Here is a 14,494-nt window from a genome sequence, read left to right on the forward strand (position 1 = left end):
AATACAGACTCATAGCAACAGAATCAAATAAAGGGAGCTATCACTTAGGAAATACTACCTGTTTTCTTACTTCTAATAAAGCCTAATTGTTCCATACGCGTTGTTAATTCATTATAAAAAGCTTCAGCCATGGCATTTTGATGCTTTGTAGTTTGAGACTGATCTGCACTAAAGAGAGCCTCTTTAATCTTTTTAATTACCGTAGATTTCGCTTTTGGTTTGTTCAACAACTCCATAAATAATAAATCCTCTTCAGAAATATCACCAATAGCATCATTGAACATATCTGCTCCATACATATATTCACTGCCACCATGAACAATAGCTTTTACAAAGTTTGTAAAACGGGCAGGAATATAAGATAAGCCCTCCATATACTCTTCTTTTACAGGGAATGTTTTATAGAAGCGAATACCACCACGTACCATATGCTCTACTACAGCACGATACAAGCTACATACAGCAGGTTCTAATTCATCATCAGATGCATGAGCCGCCTCATGAGCCGCTTTCAAAATAGCGAGGGCTTCAATCATATTGAAAGTGCCACCATCTTTAATTATTGCTTGGAACGTATCTCTTACGAGCTCATTTTCAAACATTTCCAGTGCTTCCTCATCAAAGAGAATTTGGAAAACAAAGCTATTTACAATAGTACGTACAGGAATTGTATCCACTTCAGCCGGATTCGCAACAGCAAAGTTAATATTATTTGCAAAGCTAGCTTTACAAATAATTGACTTGCGGAATGTCGTATCTAGTATAAAATCTAAATATTGTTCTTGATCCGCTTGGCTATTAGGCGCCAGTTGCTCAAGTTTAGCTGCTATACTTTCATCATAGGTACGAACCATAGATAGTGTAAGGTCTGCATCGCATACATAAGCAAGATTATGCGCTTTCAAATGATCATTAAATTGATAGAAATAGCACGGATCATTATGCGGCTCTAGATGGTCATGACCTACATAATAGTCATCCTTTTGCATGACAGAGCGCAATGCACCAAGGAATTTACTATTTCGTTCTTTAAGGTTATCATAGTTAAGAATCTGAGCACCCACAAGACTGCCTACGGTCTTACCGCGCAACACCTTTTCCTTATGGGTCAACTTATCTTGGCCACGATTAGCAAACAGCATGAGCTGACGTACTTCTTCCATGGTATGCCAACCTGGATACGTATTGTAAGACACATAGGCAATACCATTATCCGCCAAATGATTAGAAATAATATTGAGCAGCTTATCCTTCATTTCATCATTGATCCAAGAGTAGAATCCATGTGCAATAATATAATCGAAAGTCCCCATAGATTCGTCAAAATTCAAAATATCTCCTTGCACCAAGGATACATTCTCTAATTTTGCATCACAAATAATTTGATTGCCCTTCTCTACTTGGTCTTGTGAAAGTTCAATGCCTACAAAGGTCGCCTCTGGGTTAAATACAGCTTGAGAAATAATATTACCGCCATAAGTAGCGCCTAGTTCAAGAACACGAGCTGTCTTCGCAGGTGGAGTATTTAGCCCTACAAGAGCACCATATGCTTCTAAATAGGCCGGCGTTGTAAAAGGAAATGGATAGGATTTATAGCCTAACTCTTTATATATCGTTTGTTGCATGTCTTCCATTGCTATTTGTGAATTATCCTTAGCCATATGTACCTCTATGTTTAACTTTATGAAATATACATTGTTATTTATCATTATACCAAATTACTAGTATATTACCTACGTTTAAAGCAGTTATTACCTAAATAATATGATATTAACACATTTAGCTATATAGTATTACATACAAAAGAGGCACCCTTTCAAGGGTGCCTCATATAGTTCTCAGTCGTTAAATAACGAATTATTTTACGTCTTCAAAACCTTTTTGCAAGCGAACATAGCTTAAGCGACGTTCTTTAGCGTCTTTTTCAGTTTTAGCGAATAATTCTTCTGCAACGTCTGGAGCTGCTTTAGCCAAGGAAGCGTAACGTACTTCACCTTTAAGGAAGTCTTGGAAGCTTTCAGTTGGTTCTTTGGAATCCAAGGAGAATGGATTTTTACCTTCTTCTTTAAGTTGAGGGTTGTATCTGTAAAGATCCCAGTAACCAGCTGCAACTGCTTTACGTTGTTCTTCTTGAGCTTTACCCATACCAGCTTTGATACCATGGTTGATACATGGGCTGTAAGCGATGATCAAGGATGGACCTGGATATGCTTCAGCTTCTGTAACAGCTTTCATCAATTGGTTTTTGTCTGCACCCATAGCTACTTGTGCTACGTATACATAACCATAAGACATAGCCATCATGCCAAGGTCTTTCTTCTTAGTACGTTTACCAGAAGCTGCGAATTGAGCAACTGCTGCTACGTTAGTGGATTTAGATGCTTGACCACCAGTGTTGGAGTATACTTCAGTATCGAATACGAAGATGTTTACGTCTTCGCCAGAAGCTAATACATGGTCAACACCGCCGAAGCCGATGTCGTATGCCCAGCCGTCACCACCGAAGATCCAGTGAGAACGTTTGATCAAGAATTGTTTTTTCTCAAGAATTTCTTTCAATTCAGGAGTTGTAGCGCCTTCAGCTTCGATAGCTGCTACTAAACGTTCGGAACGTTGACGAGTAGCTGCACCAAGGTTAGCAAATTCAATCCATTGTTCTAAAGCGTCTTTCAATTCGCCAGTAGCAGTTTCAACTGCTTTAGCAGCCAATTCTACTAATTGTTGGCGGATTTTCTTAACACCGATGTACATACCATAACCATACTCAGCATTATCTTCGAACAAGGAGTTTGCCCAAGAAGGACCATGACCTTGTTGGTTAGTTGTGTATGGAGATGCAGGCATGGAAGCACCCCAGATGGAGGAACAACCAGTTGCATTGGCAATCATCATACGGTCACCGAACAATTGAGTTAACAATTTAGCATAAGGAGTTTCACCACAACCTGCGCAAGCACCGGAGAATTCGAACAATGGTTGTTCAAATTGGGAACCTTTAACAGTTTCCTTCTTCATAGGATTTTCTTTTACAGGAAGGTTAACACCATAGTTCCAAGCTTCAGCTTGTTCGATTTCAGTATCGATGGATGTCATCACGATAGCTTTGCCTTTAGGAGCTGGACAGATATCAACACAGTTACCGCAACCCAAGCAATCTAATGGGGATACAGCGATACGGAATTGAAGATCTTTAGCACCCAATGCAGGGATTGTATCGAAATGGTCTGGAGCTGCAGCCACTTCTGCTTCAGTTGCCAAAATTGGACGAATTGTAGCATGTGGACATACGAAGGAACATTGGTTACATTGAATACAGTTTTCAGGCAACCATTTTGGAACGAACAATGCAGGACCGCGTTTTTCGAATTTAGCAGTACCAGCAGGTAATGTACCATCTTCATAGCCAGAGAATTTGGATACAGGAAGATCATAACCAGCTTGTGCATTGATTGGTTGTGCAATATTTTGAACGAAGGATGGGCAAGATTCGCAACCAGGTTTAACTGCATGATTGCCATCATCTACTGCGTCTTTCCAGCTAGCAGGAACATCTACTTTTACCAAAGCGCCAACGCCTTGATCGATAGCAGCATTGTTCATGTCAACGATATTTTGACCTTTTTTACCGTAAGAAGTTACTACAGATTCTTTAAGGTATTTAACAGCATCATCTACAGGGATGATTTCAGTCAATTTGAAGAACGCAGCTTGCGTTACCATGTTGATACGACCGCCCAAACCGATTTCGGAAGCGATTTTCGCAGCATTGATGATGTAGAAGTTCAATTCTTTTTCTGCGATTTGACGACGTAATTTAGCAGGTAAATGTTCATCCAATTCTTCAGGAGACCAAGTACAGTTCAATAAGAATGTACCGCCTTTTTTGATGCCGCGAATCAAGTCGTATTCATGTACATAAGATTGACGGTGACATGCTACGAATTGAGGTTCAGTAATCAAATAAGGCAAGTTGATTGGGTTTTTACCAAAACGAAGGTGAGACATTGTTACGCCACCAGATTTTTTGGAGTCGTAGTCAAAGTATGCTTGAGCATACATATCAGTGTGGTCACCAATGATTTTGATAGCGGATTTATTCGCACCAACTGTACCGTCAGAACCAAAGCCCCAGAATTTACATTCAGTCAAACCAGGAGTTTCAACTTCTACGCCTTCAGCACGATCTAAGGACAAGAATGTAACATCATCATTGATACCCAATGTGAAGAATTTCTTACCATTTTCAGCAGCTAAATTATCGAATACAGCAACGATGTCTGCAGGGATAACGTCTTTGGAGCTCAAACCATAACGACCAGCGATAACTTTTACATTACGGCCACCATCAACTACAGCTGCTTGTACGTCTAAGAACAATGGTTCAGCCAAAGCACCTGGTTCTTTAGTACGGTCAAGAACTGCAATGCGTTCTACAGTTTTAGGAAGAGCTTTCAACAAACGATCTGTTGCGAATGGGCGGAACAAATGAACGTTGATAAAACCAACTTTGCGACCCAATTTGTTGAGGTAATCCACAGTGGATTCTACAACTTGAGCGGAAGAACCCATAGTTACAACAACGTCAGTAGCATCAGGAGCACCATGGTAGTTGAACAATTGGTAGTTAGTACCTGCCAATTTGTTAACTTCGTTCATGTAGTGTTCTACAACGTCAGGAACGTTCAAGTAGAATTTGTTGGATGCTTCACGATGTTGGAAGTAAACGTCAGGGTTTTCTGCAGTACCACGAGTTACAGGAGCATCTGGATTTAAAGCATTTTTACGGAAAGCTTTAACAGCATCCATGTCAACCAATGGTTTTAAATCTTCATAGTCCCAGATTTGAATTTTTTGAATTTCGTGGGATGTACGGAAACCGTCAAAGAAGTTGATGAAAGGTACGCGAGTTTTAATAGCTGTCAAGTGAGCTACAGCGGACAAGTCCATTACTTCTTGTACAGAGGATTCAGCTAACATAGCACAGCCAGCTGCACGAGCAGCCATTACGTCTTGGTGGTCACCAAAGATAGCCAAAGCATGTGCAGCCAATGCACGAGCAGCTACTTGGAATACACCTGGAAGTAATTCACCTGCTACTTTATATAAGTTAGGAAGCATCAATAACAAACCTTGGGAAGATGTGAAAGTTGTTGTTAATGCACCAGCTTGTAAAGAACCGTGGGTTGCAGCAGCAGCACCTGCTTCAGATTGCATTTCTACAACTTGAACAGTGTTGCCGAAGATGTTTTTTCGACCAGATGCAGCCCATTCATCAATGTGTTCTGGCATTGGAGAAGATGGAGTGATTGGATAAATCGCAGCAACTTCTGTAAAACCATAAGAAACGTGAGCAGCCGCTTGGTTGCCGTCCATAGTTTTAAATTTACGACTCATGTGATTATTGCCTCCTTAAGCATTTAGCAAAAATAGAACACTTGCTTAATCTATCATTATGTTTAGGAATAACAACCATTACAAACTTGCGCACATGAAAAAATAATGCAATAATATATATGTTATATATAATATGGCATTATGTGTGAGCATACTTTTTTGTGATGGGCACAACCATAATTCCTAATATCATAACTTGATATAGCCCTATATGCTAATTATAACGTGCTGGGCCCTATCAACGCAACACATACAGTGACTGTCGCTTTGCCAATATTGCTATCCATGCTTTACATAAAGTAATAGCTAATTGCATTACAGTAATAACTATTCTCATTTAGTTAGGTCACGTCCTATAACCAAGTTTTATTTTTAGGGGGTTAATTATGGATTTTCATCATTTGAAATACTTCGTTGAAGTAGCTGATCAAAAAAGCTTTAGTAAGGCTGCAAGGAATTTACACATCTCCCAATCTGCAATCAGCCGTACAATCAAAGCTTTAGAAGACGAACTTGGTGTTGTTCTCTTCATGCGTAATGCTAAATCTGTAGAACTTACTGATGGGGGTACCATCTTCTTAACCCACGCTAAACGCGTTGTGTTTATGTTTGAACATCTAAAAACTGATTTTGAAAACGAATTTCGTTTGGAGCAAGGTTCCATCAGAATTGGTATTCCACCAATTACGGATGCTCCCATTTTTGCCCAGTTATTAGGTGAATTTAAAAAAGTATATCCACAAATCGAATTGGAACTCTACGAACAAGGTTCTAAAAAGGTTGAGATCAGCGTTCAAGAAGGTTTAATTGATATTGGCATCATCTGTACAAAACCAAACCCTAAAGAATTTGAATCTTTCTACCTTACGAGTGACCCACTGTCCGTTATCATTCCAAAATCTAGCCCTTTAGCAAAAGAAAAAGAAATTCGCCTAGAAATGCTAGCTGATGAATCCTTTGTATTGCATAAAGACGATTTCAACTTACATGATGAAATCATCAAAGCTTGTAAACACACCGGCTTCCAACCGCACATCGTGTTTGAAACAAGCCAACGTGATCTCATGTTACAAACGGTTAGTGCAAACCTTGCTATCGCATTATTACCATCTCGCCTCTGCCCTGAGGTAGGTGAAAATACAGAGGTTGGTTCTAAGGTTGTCGTAAGACCTCTCGTACCTGAAATTATTCATACTCTTTATGTAATTTGGAAAAAGGGTCATTACCTCTCCCACGCTTCTCGCTTGTGGTTAGACTTTGTAAACTCCAAATTACCATTACCTGGATTACAACTTGAGGATCGTCAATAATGAACAAACCATCTGGGCTCGCATCTAAATTGCGAGCCCTTTTGAAAGCTAAAGAAGCTCCCATGTGGGGCGTTATCATTGTGCTGGTTATCGTTATCATATTCCAGCAAATACAAATCTCTGAATTACAATGGCGTGTCGATGAAGACCACGATGGCTCTACCATCGACAGTGTAGCAGGTCGTCTTTACATTCTTGAAGGGATGGCTAATAAGCATAGTGATCAACTAGACGAAATCCTAAAAGATATTCGTCAACTACAAAATGACGGTGCCAAGTACGACTGGGAACTAAAGCAACTACAATGGTTGCATCCAGAGCTCAAAGTACAACCACCAGAGGCAAACCCACGCCCATTCAAATCCACAGATCTAAACCTCGATATGAATCCTGGGAAAGTGCCTGATGTAACAAAACAAAATCAATAAAGAAATCAGGAATAAATAAAAGCACCTTACATACCTAAAAAAGTCATCACAAATGACACTTCTCATAGGATATAAGGTGCTTTTATCGTTATTCTATTATAGATTTAATTGCTAGTTTTCCCATACATCTCTGCAATGACAAGTTGCTTCTACTTGCGATACGCTTCTAATTTATATGCATATTCACTTAAAAGCTCCTTTGAATAAATTTTTTCATTTTTTGAATCTCTGACCTCTTTCCAAATAATAGATGCTACTTTTAATTTATTCGAATAATTGCCACTAGACTCATCTGCACAAAAATCCTTAAAAAATTGATTCCATTGACAAACCGAATTATCATACTTTGCATAATCTGATTCACCATAATATACTTTCAGCAAATCTCCAATTGTAAAGCTTGTATTTTTTTCACTTTTTACTTTTCTCCAAGCAGTAGCCATATCAGCATTAAATTTAAATCGTGAAACACCTATTAAATCAGAGAAATATTCTCTAAACTTCGTATTAAAGGAAAAATTACATTCAAGTAATGGTGTATCTAAAGTAATAGTTTCCACTTGCCTTCTTCTATTTTTTATTGATGATTTTTTAATTAAATCGCCTTTAAAGTACTGCTCAATAATATGATTGAGTTCTTGTTTTGTTCCCTTGTATTCTAATCCTAATGATTTACATATTTGTGAAAGTTCATCACGATACCAATAATATTTTTTAAATTCATCAAATGATGTAATTTCATCAAACTTAGGTCTACACTCTTTCAATATTCTGTCTCCTCAAGTTTAAATAATACTATTTTGTAAATTGTAACATAAAATTGAATAGTATCCAAAATCACACCATTGAAGCATTCGTTAAATATTTTCCTATTAAGTTGTCTATAATCTAGTTATCTATAATATAGCTCTACTTAATCCTCTTTATGCTCCATAGATTTTGGAAGCGTCAAAATTAATAGGCCAGCAAGGAACATGCAAGCCCCCATTACATAGTAGCCATAAGCAAAGCTACCAGTGTGACCATTGATAAATCCGAGCATATAAGGACCTACCCAGCCCCCCATATTACCTGAAGAGTTAATGAGTCCCATCGCCCCCGCTGCAGCAGCGCCAGATAAGAAGGTTGTTGGCATGGTCCACCATACACCCATACCACCGTAAACACCTACTGCAGTTAAGCATATAAAGAATAAGCTAACTTCTGGAGACGGACTGTGTGGTGTTGCTAAGAAACCAATAGTACCAATGAACAATGTAGTAGCAACGTGCCAACGTTTTTCATTGCGCTTTTCAGAAGAGTAACCACAGTATATTTGTACAAGTAAGGCCGCTGTCATTGGAATAGCAATAGACCACGCTACCACACTTGGTGGCCATCCAGATAAGCTTTTAAGAACTTGAGGCATCCAGAAACTAAATCCCCAGAAACCAATAACCCACAAGAAATAGATTAACGCTAAACGCAATACTTTTGGGTCTTTTAACGCTTGCCAAGTAGTATATTTCTTTATGGCTTGCTTTTGTTGCTCTTCTTTTTCAAGTTCAGCTTTAATATATACCTTTTCTGCATTAGTTACCCAAGATGCATGTTCAGGACGCTCTTTCATCCAGAATGCGAAAATGAACGCAAAGATCACAGCAGGAATAGCTTCAACGATAAAGAGTGTACGCCAACCATGTAGACCAAAGAACGTTGTATCCAATAAAATACCTGCCAATGGCCCACCAATGATGTTAGAGAACAATAAAGATGTCAACATCAAGGAGATTGCCTTCGCGCGCTCCTTTGGCAAGAACCAATTTGGAATGAGTAATGAATAAACTACAGGATATAAAGAAGCCTCACATAGGCCAAGTAAAAATCGATAAACATAAAATTCCAACTCAGTGGTCATCGTCGTCATAAGAATACATACGAGCCCCCAACTAAACATGATACGCGCCACCCAATGCATAGCATTACAACGAGCTGCAATTAAAGATGCAGGCACTTCAAACAAAACATAACCAATAAAGAAAATGCCTGCCCCCATACCAAATACTTCTGGCGTCAACCATGGTAAATTCTCCTTCATAGTCAAGCCTGCATAAGCAATGTTAACGCGATCCAGGAAGGCAATAATAGAAACAATAAACAATGGTAAGACTACGTGAAGCATACGACGTTTCGTAAAATCTCTGAAATTGATATCCCCACTTTGAGGCTCTAGTGTAGATGAGTTCATATAATTCCTTTCTACTTATTAAAATATTACATACTTTACCATCTTAAAAGAACAAACGTCCTCTGTCAATGGAATTTTATAGAGTATAGAAATAACAAATAGGAATAGTAAAACCAAAATAATGACATATAAAATAGAAAAGGTATATTCGCTAGAAATGACTGTATAAAATAAAAAAGCACTTTATAGTATGAATATATCTCTATCACAAGAGAAGAAAATACTATAAAGTGCTTTCATATTAATTAGTCTTAACAGGATCATAATCAGCAGGCACTGGAGCAACGATACTCACAAAGACAATATCTTCCGTTCCAGTATTTTTTGCACCATGACATTCACCCTTTTTAGATACTATAACTTGCCCCTTTGTAAAAGGCACCTCTGTATTAGGCGTTGGATAAAATACACCCTTGCCTTGCAATATAACCCATATATCATCAGAGTGATGATGATAATGTTTTGGTAAGATTTGACCAGGTTTAATAACCCATACTGAACCACCTGTGGAATCAGTTTGATAAAATGGCGTCCTAACAGCGTTCTCCAAACTTTCAACTTTCACAAGTTCCATATCAAAAACACGTTGATCACTCATAATGCTCACACCTTTCATTGATTAACAACTACCGAGTTCCAGATGCGTATTCACCCATATTAATATCTAGAACCTCTCGAACGGGCTGGATTAAAGAATCCTCGTATTGAACCTTCCACTGAATATCCTGATTCATCTCGCCATTTTGTAACCCCGCAATGGTTCCCCCATAACCTATTATATTACCATGTTCGAAAATATAATTCAACACATTATAAGCATGAAATACTACATGATTAGGATCTACACCGTGAAAGTGATACTGTAAATCAGGTAAAAATAATGTACTCATACCCACAGAATCTACCATCATATCATTGGTACCTTGAATACTAAAATAACGCACATTTACAGCATAATACATGAAACGAGTCACCTCTTTATCAGGATGATTTTCAATCGATTCTCGACTTAAGAACTTACGAGATGGTCCAAATACAACGGCTTTACAAGAGGGATATAATTCTAGTAATGCATCTACATACTTTACAAGCATATCTGCACGTTCTTTGGCCGCTAAACCAGAGGCTAACATATCCGTAGCAAACACCCTGTATTGGCACTCTGCTAATAACTCATCCACATTTGGACAATCCCATACCTGACTACGATCAAAATCATCTAATACAGGCTTATCGATTTTCTCACAATTCGTCACCATCAAGGTCGGTGGAATATCTGCATCAGTATCCTCGTAATGCACCTTATAATTCTGAGGTGCAAAACCTGCGGAATCACGACGATGATCAAAACAATCCACAGGTCCTAAATACTTTGTGAGTACCTCTACCATTGTATCGCGGCCAGGCATATCACACTGCTCTGGCATCAATAACTCAACGAAAAAAATACCACCTGGTCGGACTGAAGTATCTGTTAAATCTTGTTTAAAAACTTGGCTCATATGCTCTCTCCTATAGTTAAAGCGTAATATAAAATGCATCCTTTATCCTATAGTATATCGGATGTTTATAAGTACTACAATTACGTAACCAATGTTTTATAAATAATATAAAGTCTATATTTTGACTACAGGTTAGAGTAATTTCTATATACTGTGACATCACGTTTATATGATTTAAACATAGGGATTCATATTCAGGTTCAAGCTGTTTACTATTCTCTAATGTTTGTAGAAATTTTGCATATAAATAATCAATACTTTCATAACGATTACCAACCTTACAACTCCCCATATCAAATAGGTTACGATAAGAAATATCTCCAGGCAATACAGACATCCAGTTTAAGGCATACTCTGATACACCGAATACTGTATTTTCTGGATTAGGCCCATCTAAATCATCCTGTAACCACGCTGATATTATTTGGTACATATTTAGTATTTCATATTCGCCTATTTCACCATAAAACTCACCTAACCCATCTAGATCAATCTCTAAATTGGCAATACAACGATACATAAAAACTACCTCCTAAAAGTCTCCAATCTTCTTATAGTAAAAGTATAACTATAATCATGTACCATATTTGCCACATTAGACTTTATTTCTATCTTTGAAGTTAATAATAAAACAACGCATAAATTCAAAAAGACCCGCTTCATGGTCCTCGAACTCATGGAGCGGGTCTTTGTATTAACTTACTAGCATGGGATGGTGAGTTGACAGCGAAACCCAAACGGACTCTACCGGACTCCAACCCCTACTCAATTATAGAGGTTTACGAACCACGTCAAGGATAGAACCATCGCGGTATTCTACGATTGCCACGATGTCTTCGTCTTTGTCGGATACAGGGATATCTTGTGGTTTACCTACCAAGTCGAATGCTAATTGTTGTAATTCTTCAATTGTGTAGATAGGCAAGTTGCTATCTTTGAAGCGTTCAATCAAATCAGTACGAGCTGGGTTGATTGCAATACCGTATTCAGTAACAAGTACATCAACGGAGGAGCCTGGTGTAATTACAGTTGCAACTTTGTCACGGATCATTGGCAAACGACCACGGATCAATGGACAAGTAATAACTGTACATTTAGCACCTGCTGCTGTATCGGAGTGACCGCCAGAAGCGCCCATCAATACACCGTTAGAGTCAGTCATTACGTTTACGTTGAAATCAAGGTCGATTTCAGTAGCACCAAGGAATACTACGTCTAGGTAGTTTGTAGTGCAGTCAGTCCATGGGTTAGCATACATGGAAGCGGACATTTCGATGTGTGCAGGGTTTTTATCTAAAGAAGCTGCTGCAGTTGTATCGAATGTTTGAGTATCGTAAATTGCACGAATCAAGCCTTCTTCAAGCATACCAGTCAAGATACCAGTAGCACCACCGATAGCGAAGCCACCTACTTCACCGCGTTTGCGAAGTTTTTCAGCGATGAATTTTGCAACTGTCAATGGAGCACCGCCAGCGCCCAATTGAAATACGAAACCATCTTTAATGATGCCTGCTTGGTCAAGGAATTCACCAGCTAGTTCAGCAATTTTAATTTGGATAGGGTTTTTAGTGAAACCTACCGCACCAGAAGCGATACCTTCTGGATCACCAATGCTTTCAACCTCAACAACATAATCTACATCAGTTTGAGGAATTGCATAGTTGTGTACATAATCAACCAAATTATCAGTGATGATAACAGTTTTGTCTGCATAGTGAGAGTCAACTTTAGCATAGCCAAGTGCACCACATGCGGATTTACCCATACGACCAGTAGCATTACCACGTGGATCAGCTGTAGGAGCACCCATAAAAGCTACGTCGATATGAACTTCGCCAGATTCGATAGCACGAGCACGACCACCATGAGAACGAATCACTACAGGGCGTTTCAATACGCCTGGGTTTTGAGTTAAGAATTTACCAAGACGATCGCGCAAGCCAGATGTTTCGATAGCTGTTACAGTACCATCTTGAATCATTTCTACCAAGAATTCATGGCATGGGGACAAGGAAGAAGATGCGATAGTAATATCTTTGATACCTTTTGCTTGTACGCGTTCCATAACCATTTTCATTACATAGTCACCGTTGCGCAAATGATGATGGAAGGACAATGTCATGCCATCTTTTACGCCAACCTTTTCGATTGCTTCATCGATAGAAGCAAGTACTTTATTTGTACCAACACGGCTCATATGTACAGGTTTACCTGCGCGATGAGCTTTAGGTTCGATTGCGAATTCACCTTGATATACTTCGCGACCTTCTAGTGCTGGGATATTTGTTGGGATATCGCGACCTACTTTATTTAACATCGTATTCTGCTCCTTCCTCTAATTCAACTTTAATGCCTGCTGCACGTGCTTTATCAACAACGCGTTGTGCACGAACTACGATAGGACCATCGATCATTTTACCATCTACGGAGATTACGCCTTTATTGTTGCGCAATGCATCTGCATAGCTGTTCAATACCTTAACGGAATGAGCGATTTCTTTTTCGTCAGGAGTGAATACGTCGTGGATAATTTTGATTTGGCTTGGGTGGATACAAGATTTGCCATCATAGCCCAAAGCTTTAATGAATTCAACTTCTTCGCGGAAGCCTTGTGGGTCTTTCACGTCGGAGAATACAGTATCGATTACGCGGATACCTGCTTCACGCGCCGCATGAAGGATTGTTTGACGAGCGAACAACAATTCAACAGCTGGTTTATGTTTACCTGTGCGAAGGTCTGCACGATAGTCTTCAGCGCCAAGAGCGATAGCAACTACGCGAGGACCATGGCAGATTTCACGAACATTATATAAGCCGCGGACGGATTCAATAGCCACGATAATGTTGATTGTACCTTCCGGCCAACCGTTAGCTTTTTCCACTTCTTCAATCTTCTTCGCTACGATTTCAACTTCAGAAACATCTTCAGTTTTAGGTAAACGAATCATATCAGGTTTAGCTGGAACGATAACATCAAGATCGTCATAGCCATAAGGAGTTTGTGTAGGATGGTTGATACGAACAACTGTTTCTGCACGGAATTTACGGGATTTCAATGCTTCTGCAGTTAAAAGACGAGCTGTGTCTTTTTCTGTAATTGGCACGGAATCTTCGATATCGATCATGATGGAGTCAGCACCGTGAATATCTGCACTGTTAATCATTTTAGGTGTATTACCCGGTACGAACATCATGGAACGAGACAAGCGTTTTTTAGCAGCCTCTGTTAATGGGTTAGTTTTAACTTCTGGGAATGTTTTATCGTTAGCCATTATGCTTTGCTCCCCCTTTCCAATGCACCTAATACGCGAGCTTTAATTGTGTAATCCCAAGCATTTTTATCTTGTACGATTACTTTTACGCCATCATAACCAGCTTCTTTCACTGTGTTCAAGATAACGGATTTAATTTGGTCGCCGTATTGGCGGATAACTTTGGATGTTAATTCAATTTCGATACCGCTAGCAATCGGTTCAACCGTTACTAATGCATCATTTTTTTCGTCGAAGCCAGCTTGCGCAGCTTTTACTAATTGTGCCATATTGCATCCTTTCGTTGTGAAACATATATAAAGTTCAAGTCTGTACAGGCTCGTCGCGAGAGCCCAGTACAGACATTGAATACTAACAATTA

At 39.0% G+C, this 14,494-nt stretch carries 12 protein-coding genes; 2 read left to right on the forward strand and 10 right to left on the reverse strand.

Features of this window, described 5'->3' with window-relative positions; all coding sequences use genetic code 11:
• Positions 1 to 44 precede the first annotated feature (44 nt).
• The gene (locus DWV85_RS08675; RefSeq protein WP_123138526.1) at positions 45 to 1,661 is read right to left on the reverse strand and encodes a class I SAM-dependent methyltransferase; all 1,617 of its coding nucleotides are present in this window, start codon (positions 1,659 to 1,661) and stop codon (positions 45 to 47) included.
• Between the two features lie 196 nt (positions 1,662 to 1,857).
• The gene (gene nifJ / locus DWV85_RS08680) at positions 1,858 to 5,394 is read right to left on the reverse strand and encodes a pyruvate:ferredoxin (flavodoxin) oxidoreductase (RefSeq protein WP_123138527.1); all 3,537 of its coding nucleotides are present in this window, start codon (positions 5,392 to 5,394) and stop codon (positions 1,858 to 1,860) included.
• Between the two features lie 386 nt (positions 5,395 to 5,780).
• Between nifJ and DWV85_RS08685 the strand changes: the two genes are divergently transcribed.
• Positions 5,781 to 6,704: a LysR family transcriptional regulator gene (locus tag DWV85_RS08685; RefSeq protein ID WP_008602616.1), complete on the forward strand. Its 924-nt coding sequence runs from the start codon at positions 5,781 to 5,783 to the stop codon at positions 6,702 to 6,704.
• Positions 6,704 to 7,132, forward strand: a complete 429-nt coding sequence (locus tag DWV85_RS08690) for a hypothetical protein (protein WP_038125714.1) — start codon at positions 6,704 to 6,706, stop codon at positions 7,130 to 7,132. Before DWV85_RS08685 ends, DWV85_RS08690 begins: the two co-directional genes overlap by 1 nt.
• A 149-nt stretch (positions 7,133 to 7,281) precedes the next feature.
• Here DWV85_RS08690 and DWV85_RS08695 read toward each other — a convergent pair whose 3' ends face one another.
• The 8 genes from DWV85_RS08695 to citD form a co-directional block, all read right to left on the reverse strand.
• Positions 7,282 to 7,899 carry an SAP domain-containing protein gene (locus tag DWV85_RS08695; RefSeq protein WP_123138528.1) on the reverse strand — a complete coding sequence of 206 codons (618 nt, stop codon included), beginning with the start codon at positions 7,897 to 7,899 and terminating at the stop codon, positions 7,282 to 7,284.
• A 146-nt stretch (positions 7,900 to 8,045) separates the two neighbouring features.
• Entirely contained in the window at positions 8,046 to 9,359 is a 1,314-nt protein-coding gene (locus tag DWV85_RS08700) for an MFS transporter (RefSeq protein WP_123138529.1), read from the reverse strand.
• Positions 9,360 to 9,600: 241 nt separating this feature from the next.
• Positions 9,601 to 9,957: a cupin domain-containing protein gene (locus DWV85_RS08705; RefSeq protein WP_024066296.1), complete on the reverse strand. Its 357-nt coding sequence runs from the start codon at positions 9,955 to 9,957 to the stop codon at positions 9,601 to 9,603.
• A 28-nt stretch (positions 9,958 to 9,985) separates the two neighbouring features.
• Positions 9,986 to 10,861, reverse strand: coding sequence for a DUF4261 domain-containing protein (locus DWV85_RS08710; RefSeq protein ID WP_123138530.1), 876 nt, complete (start codon positions 10,859 to 10,861; stop codon positions 9,986 to 9,988).
• Positions 10,862 to 10,877: 16 nt separating this feature from the next.
• Positions 10,878 to 11,381, reverse strand: coding sequence for a hypothetical protein (locus tag DWV85_RS08715; protein ID WP_024064552.1), 504 nt, complete (start codon positions 11,379 to 11,381; stop codon positions 10,878 to 10,880).
• A gap of 249 nt (positions 11,382 to 11,630) precedes the next feature.
• Positions 11,631 to 13,178, reverse strand: coding sequence for a citrate lyase subunit alpha (citF, locus tag DWV85_RS08720; protein WP_005385631.1), 1,548 nt, complete (start codon positions 13,176 to 13,178; stop codon positions 11,631 to 11,633).
• Positions 13,168 to 14,133, reverse strand: coding sequence for an aldolase/citrate lyase family protein (locus DWV85_RS08725; protein WP_123138531.1), 966 nt, complete (start codon positions 14,131 to 14,133; stop codon positions 13,168 to 13,170). The genes citF and DWV85_RS08725 overlap by 11 nt, the downstream gene beginning before the upstream one ends.
• Positions 14,133 to 14,402 (reverse strand): citrate lyase acyl carrier protein, encoded by a 270-nt coding sequence (gene citD, locus DWV85_RS08730; RefSeq protein ID WP_004696923.1) that lies wholly within the window; start codon positions 14,400 to 14,402, stop codon positions 14,133 to 14,135. The genes DWV85_RS08725 and citD overlap by 1 nt, the downstream gene beginning before the upstream one ends.
• Positions 14,403 to 14,494 lie beyond the last annotated feature (92 nt).

The sequence above is a fragment of the Veillonella sp. AF13-2 genome (assembly GCF_003603295.1).
Taxonomy (GTDB): domain Bacteria; phylum Bacillota; class Negativicutes; order Veillonellales; family Veillonellaceae; genus Veillonella; species Veillonella parvula_E.